A 17,591-nucleotide genomic window follows, 5' to 3' on the forward strand; every position below is an offset into this window, starting at 1 on the left:
GCATTACAGATAGGTATTACCTAACACGCATGACTGGGACGAATGCCGTGCAGCAGAAGCCGCTGGATTGCAGGCTCCGACGCTCTCCGCCGATGGCTGCACACCCCGCACGATGACCGGCTGATAGTGCTGCGCGCGCGACGTTCCCACCCATGCTCATTCCGACGGCCCCGACCGTCATCCCCCTGCCGCTTGCCCAGGGCGTCATGTAGCGAGGTCTTTACATGGAATTGCGAGTCAACATCGGCACGGCATTGGGCATCGCCCTGCTGGCCACCGCCGGCGCTTCGCAGGCGTCCCCCTTCGGCACCCATCCGGCCCGTGGCACGGTCTTGTCGAGCAACGTTCTGACCAGCTACACCCGCGATGCCATTGCGAACATGCTGCGCGACGACCCATCGCATGAGCAGCCCAGTTGCAACGTTCGCGTAGCGGAATTCACCTACGCCACCATCGGCGTCGAAGGCGAACCGGCCACCGCCTCGGCCGCGCTACTGGTGCCGGGCGGTCCACAGTGCCAAGGCCCATATCCCCTGCTGGCATGGGGCGAAGGCACCCAGACGTTGCGCAGCACGGAACAGGCCAAGGACATCCGCGACGCGCGCGGGAACGACCCGTTGGTCACCCGACTTGCCAGCCAGGGCTACGTCGTCGTCGCCACCGACTATCTCGGCCTTGGCAAATCGAATTACCCCTATCACCCCTACATGCACAGCGCCTCGCAAGCCAGCGCCATGATCGATGCGATGCGCGCCGCGCGCAGCGTCCTGCGCCGTTTGAACACGCCGCTGTCGGGCAAGGTGATGCTCTCCGGCAACTCGGCCGGCGCCCACGCCGCGCTGGCAACACAACGCGAGATCGAAGCGCACCTATCGCAGGAATTCAACCTGGCGGCCAGCTCGGGGATCTCCGGACCTTACGCGCTGAGCGAATCGGTATTGGACGATCTGACTGGGCGTAACACCGTGGCCGAAAGCACCTTTGCCTTGGTCTTTTTGAGCTACGCAATCACCTCCATGCAGCGCACTTACCACAACGTCTATCTGGCGCCCTCGCAAACGTATCAAGACCCCTGGGCCGCACAGGTGGAAGCGTTTTTCCCCGGTACGCGTAGCGTGGGCGATCTGGTCACCACGTTGCCGCCGGTCGGCAAGATCAAGGACTACTTCACCGCGGCCTTTCTTCAGGACGTCGCAAACAATCCGTTCAACCCGTTGCGGCAAGACTTGCAACGCAACGACCTGCTCGATTGGCGCCCGCGCACCCGCACCCTGCTGTGCGGCTCATCCAACGATGCGAGCGTGCCGTTCAAGAACGCCACCAGAGCGATCGACACGTTCAAGCGCAATGGAAGCAACCAGGTGACAGCGCTCGATCTCGGCACGGGCAAGCGGGAAGACAATAGCGCCTTCGTGCATCTGGCAGTCGAGGAAAGCTGCATCGTGGCCGTGCGTCAGCAGTTGCTGGACCACAGCCGCTGACCGTTGCGAACACGCGCGTCTGCGCCTTGCCACCATCCCGCAGGCAGCTGCGGGATGGTCGATCATGATTGCTTACTCAGGCCGCAGCTGCGCCAGCGCATCCTTCAGGTCGCGAAACTGAAAGGGTTTTTGCAACCCATGCCGATGGCGGAACTTCTCCGGAATTCCGCTTTTCGCATATCCGGTGACGAAGATGTAAGGCACTCCGCGCGCATCGAGTTCCTCTGCGATCGGAAAGGACAACGTTCCACCCAGGTTGACGTCGAGCACGGCCAGATCCAGGTTGCCCTGCTGTACCACCGCAAGCGCGGTATCGACATCGCCTACCGTCGCGGCAATTTCATACCCCAGCTCGGACAGACAATCTTCCAGCAGCATGGCAACCAGCGATTCGTCCTCGACCAACAACACACGCATGGTCACGGACGCACCTCGGCGAGTTCAATCGGCAGCGGAATGGAAACGCAAAAACGCACGCCCGTCGGCTCGAACGAAAGCTCTACATCGCCCTTGAGGTCGTGCTTCAAACCGCGTTCCAACATGCGCGACCCAAAACCCTTGCGCGTGGGCGGTTGCACAGCGGGGCCACCCGACTCCTGCCAGATCAGCTCAAGCATCTCTTGGCCGTCTTGGGTGTGGCGTTTCCACGCAATCTGCACAGCCCCCTCGGCCGACGACAGCGCGCCATATTTGAGAGCATTGGTGCACAGCTCATGTAGCGCCATCGAGAGCGCCAACGCGCGCCGCGGATCGAGACGGCAGGAATCGCCCAGCAGCGTAAAGCGCTCACTGTCGCGCGGTGCGTGCAGCGCCGCCGCATCGCGGGTCAGCTCCAGAATATCTGCACTGACCCAGTTCTCCCGGGTCAGCGTGTCGTGCGCACGCGACAGCGCGAGCAAGCGCGCATCGATTTTTTCCTGCGCATCGGCAAGGCTATCGGCATTGTTGAACGACTGACGCGCCAACGACTGCACCATCACCAACGAATTCTTGACCCGATGGTTGAGCTCGTTGATCAACAACTGCAGATGCTGCTCGTGCTGTTTGTGCTCGGTAATGTCGCGCGTGGCGCCGGCGATTGCCTCGACGTTGCCATCCGGCCCGAACACCGGCGTAAAGATGTAATCGTAGACCCGCAATCCCTTGACCGCATGCGGAAACGGCACCTCGCCCCGAATCGGCTGACGCGTGGCAATAACGCGCTCGATCTCCTCGTCATGCATCGCGGCATGCCACGGCTCATAGCCCAGCTCCAGGCACGTCTTGCCGCACGCGTCTTCCCAGCGCATGCCCCACATCGTCAATAGCGCATGGTTGGCGTAGACGAAGCGATGCTGGGTGTCGAACACGTATAGAAGGTCCGGCGTGGCCTGTAGCAAAGCCTCGTAAATACGCGACTTTGCGGCGTCTTCCTGATACTCGGCCATTCCCGTCATGGTCCTGAAGTTGGGTCGCACAATAGAACGATTGCCGTGAACGCTCGATCATGCCGGCACCGGGATCTTGACCGCCTAGAAATGCATACCTGCCGCGCGCCTTATGCCCGGCGAATCAGACAGACACGCCAACTGCTGCGAAGCGGCCCCGACCAATGCATGCGCCGGCACCGCTGTGCCAGAGGTTGCCCGCACTGAGGTTTGGCGCGACCTCCACGCCACCTTCGCCCTGCCATCCAGGTAGTTGAAAGGTCTGACGGATCAGCACCTGGACGCCCGGGCGCGGCGGCTTGCGCTGCGATCGCCGTCGGGCGATGAACCCCGGAATAACCCATTCGATTCGCAAACCCACGGTCACCGGGGCGTCTTATGTGCACCGTAGCCTCCCGCCGAAAGTGACCAACATCCCCACCCTTCCATCACTCGAATCGGCCAGACCATGTCTTCGTTCTCGCGCAAAAACTCCCGTCACACCTCGATGCTGGCGTTCGCAATCATCCTCTGCTCCAGCGTGGCCACGACTGCCGCCGCAACATCGCTGCATGTCGTCTCCCGCACCGAGCAGATGACATCGTTCACCCACACCGGGCCGAGCAGGACCGAGGTGTTCAATCAGCAATGGGCAGACAGCGCCGCGCAATGCCGCGACACGTTTCCGCAGACCACCTCGGTGCAACTCGGCCAGGTCAATACACGTGCGATCAACGCAAAGACCTTCAAGGTCACCGGCAAGTGGATCTGCAGGGGCTGATCGCCGCGGCAGGCGAGCAGTGCTGATTGAAGAGTCAGCCTGCTTCAGGCGTAATCCCCAGTCGGGAAAAAACATCGCGGCGACTGAGCATTCCATGCTTAGGCGCACGTCACGAGAACGCACGCCAGCCCGCTAATCGCGGGGCGGATGAGAGATTGCAGCGCGGGGAGTTTGGTTAAAGCGTTGATGTAGATGGTGGGCCGTGATGGATTCGAACCATCGACCAAAAGATGAAAAGTTAGCTTTGCTGAGCTTAAGAATCAGCAACTTGCATGGCTTACTTTTCCTGACGGCTAGCGCCGGAGGCCTAGTGCGCGCTGGGGCGTCCTGCAAATTTTCCCGATCCTTGCGGGCACTTACCTCGCGCTATATGGATCGAACACTCGGCCTCCGGGTGGTAACTGCAGCTCGGATCCTCACCTCGTGCCGCGCGGCCCACATGGCGGAGGCCTCACAGCGGAAATCGGAAATCGCCTGTCTGGATCGGGTCGCGCGCGCCAATCTGATTCCATGTGGCGAAGACAGGCTGTGCGCAGAGCTGGAGAAGAAAGGACCACGCTATGGTGATAGCGCGCAATATCGGGCCATCATCTTGCGCCCGTCCACCCCGCAATAAGAACCGCGCCGCCACATGGGACGGCGCGGTGACTTCGACCACAGGGCAGTCAACCGGTCACGGGTAACGGGTAACGGGTAACGGGTAACGGGTAACGGCGGCATATTGATCGGTCTTCTTGATGCCGACCGCCTCCAAGCCTGCTAATTGAGCCACCACCAAAGTGGTGCGCCCCGGCACACGGATCGAGCACCTGTGCACCTGATTCGCAGATCCGCACTGAGAGCTTACGTCAGCTTACTGCGCTGGTTCAGAGGGCAACAAAAACCTTGGAGCCTCACAGCTAGGTCGCAGCTGCCCATGTGTTGCTGAGCTCCTGTAGGTAGACGATGCCCGCAAGCAGGCACTGAACGCACAGCGGCCACATCGCAGCCTCGCCCCAACTTGATCGTCGCTGCATCAATTGTGACAGTGCGGTACTTGCCACGTTGCGCCGAAGCCGACGTCGCACTAGTCGCCGCCTTCGTTGCACGACCCCACAGTTCGTAGGCAAGCAGCGCGGGCCAGGCGATGACGCAGATGATTTGGTTCTTAGAACAACGACCAAGAAGTTGAGGCTGGGAATGCCGATCATCTTGTGCGTTGGCGGCACCAAGGATGGCGATATGGGGCACCGTTTCGATCCTGCTACTGCAAGGACGCAACCTATCTAAAGTTCGCGCATGGGACTCGCGTAACACCACTTTCCCAATCCCGACACCCCTGAGAAAAACTCGATACCTGATGAAGAATCTATTGCTGCAAAAGCATGCGGCAGCCCTGGCAATTGGCATTGCAACCATCCTTGCATCCTCCCTCGCCACCGCTCAAACCCCCGGCATCGTGGCGCCTCGAAATCCCGATCGCGCGGTCCTCCCGGTTATCTCCGGCTCAAAAGTCAGCGTTCCCTTTGGGTCATGCACCGTAGGTGCGGTACTGGTGCCCACGAGCATCTTTCACAGACTGACGCCTTACCAACGTGCAACGCGATGGATCGTACTGGCTAAGCACTGCGCGCCCATGTACGCGAGCATCCACGTGGGTACGGATTCCATCGGTAACGTCGTGTGGCAGTCGGCTACCTCTGACATTGAGCTTGTACGAGTTTCTCCCCAGCCGGATCAGGCGGCGGTACTGTACTGCGCTTCCCATCGCAGCGTGGCGTTCTGCAATCCAATCCAGTCCTACACTCCTCGGGCGAACAACCAAGTCTTCATGCCGCGCGCCGGGCGGGAGGCACGGCTTGCTGTTACCGGGTGGTCGAACGCACCGGATGGGCAGTTCTGCACAAGCGGATGGCGCACTGGCGTCCGCTGCGTGTGGCAAGGATTCTCGCTCGTACCGGGAATTTGGAGACCGGCTTATGAGCACATCAGTACGGCCCACTCGTCCGAGCTCAATAGCATTGACAACGGCGACTCCGGCGGACCAGTCGTCACCTATGACCGGCATCTAGTCGGGATTATTTCCTCCGGTGAACCTGAGGGCCGTTCGATCGTCTACTACACGCCGATGCAACAGGTGCTGCACGAGCTGTATAGCTACACCCTCGCTCCGGCCAACCTGCCTACCGCTGCCGGCGACGACAACCCGCTCTCTCCGGGTGGCGAAAACGCTGGGTGGGAACTGGCACCGGCCGACGGCTGAGGCGAGCGGTTGACGTCTAATGCGGAATGGAGTGGCACAGGTCAGCAATCAGGAAATCGCCTGTACCGTCAGCATCCCGTGTGGCATTCGGGGTAGCTCTTCAGATAGCACGGCGCCGCCTCCGTGCGGCGCTTTGCTATGAGGTGCCTGCAAGGCCCTCAGTTGCTAAGCCGCGCCCTTGCAATATCAGCGTAAGGCGAAGTCATCTCCATACCTGTAAAACCGTATACCTCCACCTGCGCCGCCACCAGGGTCGTTCCGCTTCCGGCGAACGGATCTAGCACCCGTCCTCCGGACTCACAGATCCGGACCAACTGCCGCATCAACTCCGTTGGTTTGCCTGTTAAGTGATGCTTGTCAGTCTTGCGCACTGGCTCGCGGATCACTCCCGGCAGCACGGGCGCGCGACGGTCTAGCGGCATGTTGCCCTTGCTGCCCCACACGATGTATTCGGCCTGGTTGCGGAAGCGGCCCAACTGCGGGCGCACGCCTTCGGTCTTGTCCCAAACAGTGATGCCGCGCCAGGTGAAGCCGGCGATCTGCAGCGCGTCGGTGGCCAGCGGCACCTGCCGCCAGTCGGTGAACAGCAATACCGGCGCGCCATCCCTGAGCACGCCCGCGCACTCGGACAACCACAAGTGCATCCATTTCAGGTGCCAGCGTTGCTCGCGTTCGTCGCCAACAAAGTCGGCATGCAGTTGCGCGCCACCGCCCTGGACGTACTTCTGCGATGGTGGCTTGGCCCGTGCCGCAGCGGTGAGGCCACCGCTCGCATAGGGCGGATCAGTGATCAGCGCGTCGAACGAATTCGCTTCGAGCGTGGGCAGGATGGTCAGGGCGTCGCCCTGGAGCAGCTGGTTTTTCATGGTGAGAGCCTTGTTGGATTCGCTCGCGGCGATCGGAGGTGAGGCTCTCGGCCTTCAGGTGATTGAGCGTGCCGCAACGCGGGCACTTGATCTGGATTTCATCGAAGGCGCCGGCCTTGCACAGCAGGCGGGCGCCTTCGCCACAACGGAGGTTCTTGAGCATTGCGTGGTCTTGCAGTGGGAAAGGATTACGCGGCCGCTGGCGGCGCATAGGCGGCGAAGGCGATCACCTCATCGCCCACTCAATCGTTATGAACTGAAGCACCGGGGCATCACGGATACCGAGGGCACGCGTGCCGACAAGCAGGAAGCTGCCGGTCACAGAACGCAGAGAATGACGCAACATTATTCCCACGATGTGCCAGCAGTGAAGCCGCCTCGCCGGCCTTGATCGGCCGTGGTCTTCGACACAATTGCGGCCGAGGAACGCATCTCCGCTCAATTATTTTCCCGGCAATTTTCCCGGAGACACAAAAAAGGCGCCTACGGCGCCTTCTAAGCTGCTGATTTAGTTGGTGGGCCGTGATGGATTCGAACCATCGACCAAAAGATTAAAAGTCTTCTGCTCTACCGACTGAGCTAACGGCCCACTGACCCGACTTTGCGTCGGGGTGCGCATTCTACCCTACACAGGCGTCAAGACGAAATCGCGTAATGCGTGGGGTCCTGAACGCCGGCGTCGGCAAAGCCGGCGGCGCGCAGCCGGCAGGCGTCGCAGTGCCCGCAGGCGCGTCCGTCGGGGTCGGCGCGGTAGCAGGACACGGTGAGGCCGAAGTCCACGCCCAGGCGTACGCCTTCGCGCACGATGTCGGCCTTGCTGAGGAATTGCAGCGGTGCGTGGACGCGCAAGCCGGCGCCTTCCACGCCGGCCTTGGTGGCCAGGTTGGCCAGTACTTCGAAGGCGCGCACGAATTCGGGGCGGCAGTCCGGATAACCGGAGTAGTCCACCGCATTGACGCCGCAGAATAGGTCGTTGGCGCCGACCACTTCGGCCCAGCCGAGCGCCAGCGACAGCATGATGGTGTTGCGCGCGGGCACGTAGGTGACCGGGATGCCGTCGCCGCCGGCCTCCGGCACCTCGATGTCGTCGGTGAGCGCCGAGCCGCCGATGCTGCGCAGATCCACGTCGACCACCTTGTGCGCGACGACGCCCTGCGCCGCGGCAACGCGTGCGGCCGCATCCAGTTCGGAGGTATGACGTTGACCGTAGCGCACGCTCAGCGCGTACACGGCAAAGCCCTGCTCCTGCGCGAGCGCAATGACAGCGGCGGAGTCCATGCCTCCGGACAACAGAACGACAGCTTTTTTCATTTCAGGGCAGCATCGACAACAGAAGACGCAAAGGCTAGCAGGGTCGGCGCCGGGCCGCGATGGCGAGCGGTCTGTTTGGCACACACATCCGCCGAGACGACATGGCGCAGGCGCTGGAGACTGCTTGGTAGCCGAGGTCAGAATGCAGACGCTAGTGCATCAACAGCACACCGCTGGCGATGACCAATCGCGCCTCGCCTGCTTGCAGCGCCATCGCGTTGATCGACCAGCACTATCCGTCACGACGACCATGCACGTGCGTCCCTTCGGCATGCCGTTTTCCAGGCAGATTGCAGGCCGTCTGTGCGGACCACTGTCAGCTACCGATACGACTCAAAGCATCACCTCGCCATTGCTTCTGACGGCACGCAAGCTGATTGGTGCCGCGCGAGCACGGCAGACGTCGGACGTTGCCGCCGCGGCGGATACAGTCTCCTTCTTCCGGCCACACCCGCGCCAACGCGTCTGCAACGCAACCGGCGTACTCAGGACGGCCGACAAAACGGAGCGAGCAGCCGTCAGGTGGGGGTTGGCGGCGCACTCAGAGCAGGCATGGAAGCGTGGTCGATGCCGCCCCGAGCGCCGGCCGCGCCCGCCTGGCGGTGCGCGCAGTCGTTTTACTAGCCGCTCTTAGCGGCCCGGCTCGTCATCCCAGAGAATCTTGTGCAGCTGCATCTGGAAGCGGACCGGCAGGCGGTCGGCCACGATCCAGTCGGCGAGCTGGCGCGGCGTGACTTCGCTCTTGCTGGGCGAAAACCACACCGTGCAACGGCGGTCGAGCGCGTGCGTCGCAACGATCTCGCGCGACCACTCGTAATCGGCGCGGCTGCAGATCACGAACTTGATCTGGTCGCGTGCGGTCAGCAATGCCAGATTGTCCCAGCGGTTGCGCAGTTCTTCGCCGGAGGCAGGCGTCTTGATGTCGACTACACGCGAGACGCGGGCATCGACCTCGGAAACATCCAGTGCGCCGGAGGTTTCCAGCGACACATCGAAACCGGCATCGCACAGCTTCTGCAGCAGTACCAGGCAGCGCTTTTGCGCCAGCGGCTCACCGCCGGTCACGCAGACATGCCGCACACCATGACTGGCGACCTCGGCCACGATCGCGTCGATGTCATGCCACTGGCCGCCGTGGAAGGCGTAGGCGGTGTCGCAGTAGTTGCACCGCAACGGGCAGCCGGTCAGGCGCACAAACACGGTTGGCCAGCCAGCCGCTTCGGCTTCGCCTTGCAGGGACAGGAAGATTTCGGTGATCTTCAATCGCGGCAACGGCGACTGGACGATCTCGCTGGGGACGGCGGCGGCGTTCATGGGCAAAGTATGCGCCGCGCCAACAGGCGACGACGCGCGGGCTCAGCGCAGTTGCTGGCCGAGACGGATGGACTGCAGGCGTTCCTGGGCGACACGTGCTGCGTCCGAGCCCTGGTACTGCGAGACGACCTGCTGCAAGGTTTGCTGGGCTTCGTTGTTCTTGCCTTCGCCGTACTGCGACAGGCCGAGCTTCAACAGACCGCCAGCGGCCTTGTCATGCGTGGGATAGCGGCTGACGAGATCGCGGAACTGCGCCTCGGCAAGCTGGAAATTGCGGGTGGCGTAATAACTCTCACCCAGCCAATACAGCGCATTGGGGGTGTAGACACCATTGGGATAGAGCTCGAGAAAGCTCAAGAACAGCTGCGACGCGTCGTCGTATTTGCCGTTCTTCAATGCATCGAACGCGACGTTGTAGGCAGTGCGCTCATCGTTACTGACAGCCAGGGTGCCTGCGTCGCCATGAACGGACGGCGGCTTCTCGGAAGTGGCCGCCGCTGCAGGCCGCGCGGCCGGAGCCGGGGCTGGGGTGACGCTGCCGGTGGCAGAAGGCAGCGGAGGCGTTGCGCCACCTGCACCCTCCAACCGGTTCAGACGTCCGTCCAGGTCCAGATACTGGTCCTTGGACTGTTGCTTGAGTTGCTCGTTGTCGTGCTGCAGCTGTTCAACGGTCGCTCGCAAGCCCTGCAGGTCCGAACGCGCCTGCTGCAACTGGTTGAGAAGATCGTTGTTGGCCTGACTATTGGCCTGCTGCTGCTCAAGCACCGCCAAACGATCAGCGAGACTGGCTCGCTGGGCGTATGCCGGCGCGGCGACCACAAGGGCCGCCGCGACGAACAGAGATGTCACTCGAAAGCGCATCGTTTCTTACTGAGCCGTGTACACGATTTCGACGCGACGGTTCTGCGACCAGCAGCTTTCGCTGGTTTCGGTGCAGACCGGACGCTCTTCACCGTAGCTGACGACGGTCAGCTGGCTGGCCGAACCACCGGCAGCCTGCAGCGACGACGACACTGCGTTGCCGCGGCGCTCGCCCAGGCCCATGTTGTACTCGCGCGAACCGCGCTCGTCAGCATTGCCCTGCAGGGTGATGCGCGAGGACGGACGGTCGCGCAGGTACTTGGCGTGGCACGCCATGATGGCCTGGAATTCCGGCTTCAGGGAGTCCTGATCCAGATCGAAGTAGACAACGCGCTGGCGCAGGCAAGCATCGGTATCCAGGTCGCCCGGGCCGTACAGGCCAGAGGTGGCCGGGCCGGTGGGAACGGAGGAACCGGCGGTGGTGTCGGTTGCAGGAGGCGGAGTTTCCTTCACCTTCTTCGAGCAACCAGCCAGCACGGCAACGGACAACAGGGAGACAAGCAAGACGCGGGTGGACTTGTTCATGGGATACCTATGGAGGCTCTGGGCCAATGAGTGGTTTAACGCAGCGAAATATTAACATTAATGCGCGGTTCGGTAAGGCCCCCAAGCGGGTTCTCTCACATCACCATCGGCCAGAACCAGACGCTGGCGAACCCGAGCGTCGGCGGATACGGCGTAAAGCACGCCCCGGCCACCCTCACGTGCGGCGTACAACACCATGCTGGCGTTGGGCGCAAAGCTCGGCGATTCGTCCAGCGAACCCGGCGAGAGCGTGCTCCAGCTGGGCGAACCCAGGCTGCGATCCATCATGGCGATGCGGTAGCTATTGCCACTGCCCTGCGCCACGGCAATCTTCTTGCCGTCGAACGACACGCTGGCGGTCGCGTTGTAATTGCCCTGGAAGGTCACGCGGTTGGCGCTGCCGCCGCTGGCAGCCACCTGGTAGATCTGCGGACGACCGCCGCGATCGGAGGTGAAATAGATGCTGCTGCCATCCGGCGCCCAGGTCGGCTCGGTATCGATGCCGAAGTGGTTGGTCAGCTGGGTCAGCTGCTTGCTGCCCAGATCCATCACGTAGATCTCCGGATTGCCGCTGCGCGACAGCGCCAGCGCCAGGCGACGGCCGTCCGGCGAGAACGACGGTGCGCCATTGATGCCGCGGAAGCTGGAGACCAGCTCACGTGCGCCGGTGGCGATGTCCTGCAGGTAGATCGAGGAATTGCCACGCTCGAAGCTCACGTAGGCCAGCTTCTTGCCATCCGGGCTCCAGTTCGGCGACAGCAACGGCTCGGCCGAGCGCACGATGGTCTGCGGGTTGTAGCCATCCGAATCGGCCACCATCAGCGCGTAGCGCATGGCGCCACCCTTGCCGCTGGCGGTCACGTAGGCGATACGGGTCCAGAACGCGCCGCGCACGCCGGTGATTTTTTCGTAGATCGCATCGGCCATCTGGTGCGACACGTCACGCATCGCATTGGCGCGCGCGGTCATCGCCAGGCCGAGCATGCGCTCGCCCTTGGCCACGTCGAACAGTTCGTACTCCACGCGATATGCGCCCTCGCCCGCATCCATCACGCGGCCGACGACGATGTAGTTCTGCTTGAGGGTGCGCCAGGTCTGGAACTGCACCTCGGTGCCGCGGGTCGGCTTTTCGACGATCTGCGCTGCCGGCAACGTGCGGAACTGGCCGGAACGATCCAGGTCGGCGCCGACGACGGCAGACACATCGGTCTGCGGTGCGGTGCCGGAGCCTTGGTAGGGCATGGGGATGACAGTGATCGGCGTCGCCGAGGCGCTACCGCCCACGATGTCGATGGTGAGCCCTTGCTGTTGCGCGAGTGCGCTCAGCGGCAACAACAGGGCGGTCAAGGCAGCTAGCCAACGCAGCGGTTTTTTCATGGACGGCTCGGATCGGGCAGGAAAAGTGTGCAAGGGATACCAATCAGCGAGTGAACATACTCGCAATCATGAACGAGACAACGTGAAAATGGAGCGAGCGGTCGAGCGGCGAGGCAACTTCGTCAGGCCTGAATCTGGTCAGGCGCTACCAAGCCGCAATCGACGCCGGCAAGACATGAGACGACAACGCATTGACCCGGTTGTCATCAAACGCCTCGTCCCCCGGTGCAGCGCTCGCAAGCTGCCGCACCGCGATCCACCCAACGATTACTGATCCTGCGCGGTGAATACGAAGGTCAGATTGCGCTGGAACACCGATTCGAACCCGCGATACGGCAGCGGCTGTGCGCTCAACACGGCAGCCTCGATCGAGCGCTGGCCGGCCTCGTCGTACGGGCAACCCGGCGCGACCTTGGCTTCCATCACGCTGCCACCAGGCAACTGACGGATGTTGATGGTGCACTTCTGCCCCGGCGGCACCGATGGCGGGCGCACCCACTGGGCAAGCACCTTCTGCTGGATCGCAGCAGCGTACTTGGCCGACAGGTCGGTACTGGTGCCGCCCTGCCCTGCAGTTGGCTGCGCACTGGTCGCTGCTGCGGCAGAAGCCTGCTGCGCGCGCGCAGCCGCAACCTGACGCAGCTTCTGCTCGGCCAGCGTAGCTTCCTTGGTGGCCTGCTCGCGCTGGCGGCGGATGTCGGCGATCTTCTTCTGGCGCTCGGCGTCGGCCGCCTGCTCGGCAGCCGCCTGCTTCTTCTTGGCGTCGGCCTCTTCCTGCTGCTTGGCCAGGCGCAGTTTCTGCTCGGCCTCTTCCTGACGCTTACGTTCGGTCAGGTCGATCTGCTCCTGGCGGCGCTTGGCTTCCTGTTCCTGCTTGGCCTTCTCTTCGGAAATGGCCAACGCATCGACCTTGTCCTGGTCGACCTTGTCCGGCTGGGCAACGCGTTCCTGCGCCTGTGCCTGCTGCTGCGTAGGCGCATCCTGCGGGCGCAGCTCCGGGATCGGCTGCGGCGGCGGCACACTTTCTTCCGGCGCGGGCTCGGGCAACGGTGCCGGCGGCGGGGGTGCTTCCACCGGCGTGGCCTTCAGCGCCTGACGCGCGACGCGTGCCTCGGCGGCGGAGACATCCAGCGAGGCTTCCATGCTGGGGTCGCCCGCAGCCGGTTCGACCGAGCGTTCGGGCGACCACAGCCAGCCGGCGATGAACACCAGCGCGACCAGAATATGCACGACCAAGGCCAGCATGACCGGTCGCAGCCAGCCATCCTCGCGCGCGCCCTGGGTGGGGAGTGCGTCAGCGTGCATCGCTGCCTGCAGTGCCGCCGGAGTCGGAGATCAGGCCGACTTTCTCGACCTTGGCCTGCTTGAGCACGTCGATGGCGTCCATGATCTTTTGATATGGCGCGGCGCGATCGCCAGCCACCACCACGCGTGCATCCTTGTCCTGCGCCACGATGGCGGCCAGCTGCGCTTGCAGCGCAGTGACGTCCATGGCCTGCGGCTTGCCCTTGGGCAGCTGCAATGCCAGTTGGCCATCGGCGGCAACCACCACCACGATCGGGTCCTGCTTGCTTTCCAGCGCCTTGGCGCGCGAGCTCGGCAGGCTGACGTCGGTGCTCAGGGTCAACAGCGGCGCGGTCACCATGAAGATGATCAGCAGCACCAGCATCACGTCGATGTATGGCACAACGTTGATGTCGGATTTGAGCTTGCGCTTCTTACGGCGGGAAATACCGGAAATCATCGCGAAACGTTCCTAATTAATCCCTCGCACAGACGTGTGCGATCTGTCGCCAGTGGCTCGCCTGTCCAGGTGCTGCAGACCAGTGCGTGCGCATTGGCGGTGGACGTATCCAGCTGCCGCGCTGTGCAGGTTCCTGCAACGCGCGCGCGCAGGCCAGAGAGCTTGCGAGAGAGGCGCATTACTCGTCCGCGCCAGCCTGGCGCTGCAGGATGGAGCTGAACTCGTCGGCGAAGGTTTCGTAGCGCACCGACAGCCGTTCCACGCGGGTGGTGAAGCGGTTGTAGGCCCACACCGCCGGGATCGCCACGAACAGGCCGATGGCGGTGGCGAACAAGGCTTCGGAAATACCCGGTGCCACGGCCGCGATACCGGCCTGCTCGCCGCTGCTGACCATGTCGTGCATGGTCACCATGATGCCGAACACGGTACCGACCAGGCCGACGTACGGCGCAGTGGAGCCGATGTTGGCCAGCAATTCGAGATTGCGCTCCAGCTGATCGACCTCACGGGTGAAGGCGGTCCGCATGGCGCGCTGTGCGCCTTCGAGCTGCACGCGCGCATCCAGGCGGCGGCGATCGCGCAGCCGCGAAAATTCGCGAAACCCGCTTTCGAACATCGATTCCAGACCGCCGACGGTGCGGTTGCGGTCGGTTGCCGAAGAGTAGAGCTTGGCAAGATCGGCGCCGGACCAGAAGCGGTTTTCGAACTCATCCGCCTCGCGGTTGGCCTGCTTGAACGCACGCGCCTTGCGGAAAATGATCACCCAACTGATGAACGAGCCGATCAACAGCAACAGCACGATGATCTTCACCGGGATGCTGGCGCGCAGGATCAGATCAACATAGTTGATGCTGCTGTTATGCGCCGCCGTGGCGGTTTGCGCCGCGGCCGCGGTGACTTCCTGCGGTAGTGCTTCCACTACCGTGTCCTGCAGGGCCAGGAGCAATGCAATCGACATCCGTTGGTTCCTCAGTAATCTGATTCTGGGGTTTCTAAAGCTTTCAACACGTCATACAGCGCATCGTCCATGCCGCGCGGGCGGAAGTCGCTGGTGCCGAGTGCGGCGATGCGCACCTCGGCAGTCAACAGCACCTCGCCTTCGCGACGGACCGACTGCGCAAACAGCAGGCTGGCCCGTTTGCATTTCAGCAATACCGCCGACACAGACAGCGCGTCGTCGAGCCGGGCCGGCTTGAGGAAATCCAGTTGCATCGAGCGGACCGCAAACACCAGACCGTGGTCCTGGCGCATCAGATCCTGCCCGTAACCGACCGCGCGCATCCACTCGGTGCGCGCGCGTTCCATGAAAGCAACGTAGCGCGCGTGGTAGACCACCCCGCCGGCGTCGGTATCTTCCCAGTAGACGCGTGTCGGCCAACTGAATACAGGCGGGGAATCGGGAGACGGGAATCGGGAATCGGTGGTCATGGGGACGGATTATTGGTCGAGACGGCCTGAGCAAGCGACAAGCGGAGCGTCATCAGAACAGGTCTCCCGGCTCGCAGATGGCTGGTGCGCGGTCGCGCGGCGGCTTCAGGCCCAGGTGCAGATAGGCCTTGGTGGTGACCATGCGGCCGCGCGCGGTGCGGATCAGAAAACCCTGCTGGATCAGGTAGGGCTCGATCACGTCTTCCAGCGTGCCGCGCTCTTCCGACAACGAGGCGGCCAAGGATTCCACGCCCACCGGGCCGCCGTCGAAATGTTCGACGATGGTGCGCAACATGCGGCGATCGAGCTCGTCGAAGCCTTCCGGGTCGACCTTGAGCATCTGCATGGCGGCCTGCGCCACCGGCAGATCGATATGGCCGGCGGCCTTGACCTGGGCGAAATCGCGCACGCGGCGCAGCAGACGGTTGGCGATACGCGGGGTGCCACGTGCGCGACGCGCGATCTCGGCGGCGCCGTCGGGCGTGCAGTCGATGCCCAGAATCGCGGCCGAGCGGATCACGATGCGGGTGAGCTCTGCCGGCGAATAGAACTCCAGCCGCTGCACGATGCCGAAGCGGTCGCGCAACGGCGCGGTGAGCAGGCCGGCGCGGGTGGTGGCGCCAATCAGCGTGAACGGCGGCAGATCGATCTTGATCGAGCGTGCGGCCGGGCCGTCGCCGATCATGATGTCGATCTGGAAATCTTCCATCGCCGGGTACAGCACTTCTTCCACCACGGGCGACAGCCGATGGATTTCGTCGATGAACAACACATCGTGCGGCTGCAGGTTGGTCAGCAACGCGGCCAGATCGCCGGCCTTTTCGATCACCGGCCCGGAGGTGGAGCGCAGGTTGACGCCCAACTCATTGGCGATGACGTGACTGAGCGTGGTCTTGCCCAGGCCGGGCGGGCCGAAGATCAGCACGTGATCCATCGCCTCGCCACGCGCCTTAGCAGCCTGGATGTAGATCTCCATCTGCTCGCGCACCGGCTGCTGGCCGAGGTAATCGGCCAGGCGTTTGGGGCGGATGCTCGCATCGGCGGCATCGTCTTCGCGGGTGGCGCTGCTGGCGATGATGCGCTGTTCGGTCATCCCGCCATCTTCGCATGCCGCGCGCGGGCGGCGCAGCTTCTAGAAATCAAGATCGGCCTGCCGCAGCACGCTGAAGAACGCATCGAAGCTGGGCGCGCGCCAGGTCGGGACCAGCCCCTCCCATTTCTCGAAATAGACGACTTCCGGCTCGCACTGCGGGCCGCGCGCGCGATAGTCCAGGCACAGCAGGCAATCGACGTTGTGGCACGACAGCACCAGCACCTGGTCCAGGCCGGCATGCAGGCACGCCGCCGCACTGAAGTCGTCCGGGTCTTCGAAGGCCGCGGCCAGGTCCAGCACGCTGCCGATCTGCGCAAGTGGCGATAGATACCGATCCACCAGCACGCATTCCCAATCCACGTGATGCGCGGAAGCAAAGCGCGTGCGCGGCACCCAGCACCAGCCCGTGTCGCCGCCGTCCTGGACGCTGTAAAGCCGCTTGAACAACGCCGGCAAGCGCACGCCCAGCCGCGCTTCGGCAGCGGCCAGCGCACCGGCATCTGCGGCCGCTGCGGTGTCGTTCCAATGCCCGGGGCCTTTCCAGAAGGTGCGCAATGCCGGTGGCTGAGGCTGCCAGTGCACCAGCTCGTTCTCATCGTGCTTGGCTTGCAATGCAGGTGACCAGTACACGACATCGACCAGCTGCGACAGCAAAGCGTCCACGTTATCGAACACGATCAGCCGGCGGTTTGCACCGACGTCGACATAGACGATGGCGGGCTCGGCGCCGGGCACGGAATCATCCAGACACAAGGCCCGGCTGGGTGAGCGGTGGTCGGCGGCGATGACGATCAGGCGGCGGTCGTCGCCACCGGCGGCCAGACCGGCAAATGCGTCATCGCGGTAGTCCTCGCGGGCACGCACCTGCGCGAAGGAAAACAGCTCCGCGCTGCCAAGCAGGCGTGCACGCGGGATCAGCCATTCGGCCTTGAGCCAGTTGTCAGGCTCATCGAGCGACTGACCACGCGCCATCTGCACCGCGCCGCCGTCATAGCGCGCATACAACGTGCGTAGCCATGTCGGCAGATGCACCTTGAGCCGCGCTTGCGCGGAGGCGATGGCGGCCTCGCTGGCCGGTGTGCGCCCGAGATTCAGCGCTTCGTCCCAGAAGGTGTCCAGGCTCGGCGAACGGCCGTAGACCATCCACTGCAGACCAGCCACG

The 17,591-nt window shown here is 63.3% G+C and carries 18 protein-coding genes, 1 tRNA gene, 1 other RNA gene and 1 pseudogene; 4 read left to right on the forward strand and 17 right to left on the reverse strand.

Translation table 11 applies throughout. The features are described from left to right. The first annotated feature begins 224 nt into the window (after positions 1-224). The gene (locus ABQU90_RS08535) at positions 225-1,481 is read left to right on the forward strand and encodes a lipase family protein (protein WP_323521404.1); all 1,257 of its coding nucleotides are present in this window, start codon (positions 225-227) and stop codon (positions 1,479-1,481) included. Positions 1,482-1,553: 72 nt separating this feature from the next. Here the strand turns inward: ABQU90_RS08535 and ABQU90_RS08540 are convergent, their stop codons facing one another. Further along, entirely contained in the window at positions 1,554-1,904 is a 351-nt protein-coding gene (locus ABQU90_RS08540; protein ID WP_115513616.1) for a response regulator, read from the reverse strand. Beyond that, a complete protein-coding gene (locus ABQU90_RS08545) occupies positions 1,901-2,908 on the reverse strand; it encodes a sensor histidine kinase (protein WP_311240201.1) in 1,008 nt (335 codons plus the stop codon). The genes ABQU90_RS08540 and ABQU90_RS08545 overlap by 4 nt, the downstream gene beginning before the upstream one ends. 448 nt (positions 2,909-3,356) lie before the next feature. On the opposite strand from ABQU90_RS08545, the gene ABQU90_RS08550 reads away from it, so the two are divergent. Then, entirely contained in the window at positions 3,357-3,668 is a 312-nt protein-coding gene (locus ABQU90_RS08550) for a hypothetical protein (protein ID WP_238692167.1), read from the forward strand. A gap of 1,339 nt (positions 3,669-5,007) precedes the next feature. Further along, the gene (locus ABQU90_RS08560) at positions 5,008-5,910 is read left to right on the forward strand and encodes a trypsin-like serine protease (RefSeq protein WP_323521405.1); all 903 of its coding nucleotides are present in this window, start codon (positions 5,008-5,010) and stop codon (positions 5,908-5,910) included. A 158-nt stretch (positions 5,911-6,068) separates the two neighbouring features. Here the strand turns inward: ABQU90_RS08560 and ABQU90_RS08565 are convergent, their stop codons facing one another. Further along, entirely contained in the window at positions 6,069-6,776 is a 708-nt protein-coding gene (locus ABQU90_RS08565; RefSeq protein WP_323521406.1) for a DNA-methyltransferase, read from the reverse strand. Further along, on the reverse strand, positions 6,694-6,987 hold the full coding sequence (locus ABQU90_RS08570) for a Com family DNA-binding transcriptional regulator (RefSeq protein WP_323521407.1): 294 nt from the start codon (positions 6,985-6,987) through the stop codon (positions 6,694-6,696). Before ABQU90_RS08570 ends, ABQU90_RS08565 begins: the two co-directional genes overlap by 83 nt. Before the next feature lie 45 nt (positions 6,988-7,032). On the opposite strand from ABQU90_RS08570, the pseudogene ABQU90_RS08575 reads away from it, so the two are divergent. Beyond that, a pseudogene (locus tag ABQU90_RS08575) lies at positions 7,033-7,167 on the forward strand (integrase); the annotation flags it as partial. Between the two features lie 122 nt (positions 7,168-7,289). Here ABQU90_RS08575 and ABQU90_RS08580 read toward each other — a convergent pair. The 13 genes from ABQU90_RS08580 to ABQU90_RS08640 all read right to left on the reverse strand — a co-directional run bounded on the left by ABQU90_RS08580 (position 7,290) and on the right by ABQU90_RS08640 (position 17,590). Next, a tRNA-Lys gene (locus ABQU90_RS08580) sits at positions 7,290-7,365 on the reverse strand. Between the two features lie 47 nt (positions 7,366-7,412). After that, on the reverse strand, positions 7,413-8,087 hold the full coding sequence (gene queC / locus ABQU90_RS08585) for a 7-cyano-7-deazaguanine synthase QueC (RefSeq protein WP_323521408.1): 675 nt from the start codon (positions 8,085-8,087) through the stop codon (positions 7,413-7,415). A 492-nt stretch (positions 8,088-8,579) separates the two neighbouring features. Continuing rightward, a non-coding RNA gene (locus tag ABQU90_RS08590) (sX9 sRNA) lies at positions 8,580-8,656 on the reverse strand. A gap of 61 nt (positions 8,657-8,717) precedes the next feature. Further along, the gene (queE, locus tag ABQU90_RS08595; RefSeq protein ID WP_115528669.1) at positions 8,718-9,401 is read right to left on the reverse strand and encodes a 7-carboxy-7-deazaguanine synthase QueE; all 684 of its coding nucleotides are present in this window, start codon (positions 9,399-9,401) and stop codon (positions 8,718-8,720) included. A gap of 42 nt (positions 9,402-9,443) precedes the next feature. Further along, positions 9,444-10,262, reverse strand: coding sequence for a tol-pal system protein YbgF (ybgF, locus tag ABQU90_RS08600; protein ID WP_323521409.1), 819 nt, complete (start codon positions 10,260-10,262; stop codon positions 9,444-9,446). Between the two features lie 6 nt (positions 10,263-10,268). After that, positions 10,269-10,787: a peptidoglycan-associated lipoprotein Pal gene (pal, locus tag ABQU90_RS08605; protein WP_039423449.1), complete on the reverse strand. Its 519-nt coding sequence runs from the start codon at positions 10,785-10,787 to the stop codon at positions 10,269-10,271. Positions 10,788-10,844: 57 nt separating this feature from the next. After that, positions 10,845-12,164 (reverse strand): Tol-Pal system beta propeller repeat protein TolB, encoded by a 1,320-nt coding sequence (gene tolB / locus ABQU90_RS08610; protein WP_115513619.1) that lies wholly within the window; start codon positions 12,162-12,164, stop codon positions 10,845-10,847. A 267-nt stretch (positions 12,165-12,431) separates the two neighbouring features. Beyond that, a complete protein-coding gene (gene tolA, locus ABQU90_RS08615; protein WP_323515486.1) occupies positions 12,432-13,469 on the reverse strand; it encodes a cell envelope integrity protein TolA in 1,038 nt (345 codons plus the stop codon). Continuing rightward, positions 13,459-13,908 carry a protein TolR gene (gene tolR / locus ABQU90_RS08620; RefSeq protein WP_323518468.1) on the reverse strand — a complete coding sequence of 150 codons (450 nt, stop codon included), beginning with the start codon at positions 13,906-13,908 and terminating at the stop codon, positions 13,459-13,461. The genes tolA and tolR overlap by 11 nt, the downstream gene beginning before the upstream one ends. 178 nt (positions 13,909-14,086) lie before the next feature. After that, a complete protein-coding gene (tolQ, locus tag ABQU90_RS08625) occupies positions 14,087-14,866 on the reverse strand; it encodes a protein TolQ (protein ID WP_323521410.1) in 780 nt (259 codons plus the stop codon). A gap of 11 nt (positions 14,867-14,877) precedes the next feature. Continuing rightward, positions 14,878-15,336, reverse strand: a complete 459-nt coding sequence (gene ybgC, locus ABQU90_RS08630) for a tol-pal system-associated acyl-CoA thioesterase (RefSeq protein ID WP_055849094.1) — start codon at positions 15,334-15,336, stop codon at positions 14,878-14,880. A gap of 52 nt (positions 15,337-15,388) precedes the next feature. After that, complete coding sequence (gene ruvB, locus ABQU90_RS08635) at positions 15,389-16,429, reverse strand: Holliday junction branch migration DNA helicase RuvB (protein ID WP_323521411.1); 1,041 nt, start codon at positions 16,427-16,429, stop codon at positions 15,389-15,391. 39 nt (positions 16,430-16,468) lie between these two features. Beyond that, positions 16,469-17,590: an SMI1/KNR4 family protein gene (locus ABQU90_RS08640; RefSeq protein ID WP_323521412.1), complete on the reverse strand. Its 1,122-nt coding sequence runs from the start codon at positions 17,588-17,590 to the stop codon at positions 16,469-16,471. Position 17,591: the final 1 nt, after the last annotated feature.

Origin of the sequence: Xanthomonas sp. WHRI 10207 (genome assembly GCF_040202975.1) — a bacterium.
In the GTDB taxonomy this organism is placed as follows: Bacteria; Pseudomonadota; Gammaproteobacteria; order Xanthomonadales; family Xanthomonadaceae; genus Xanthomonas.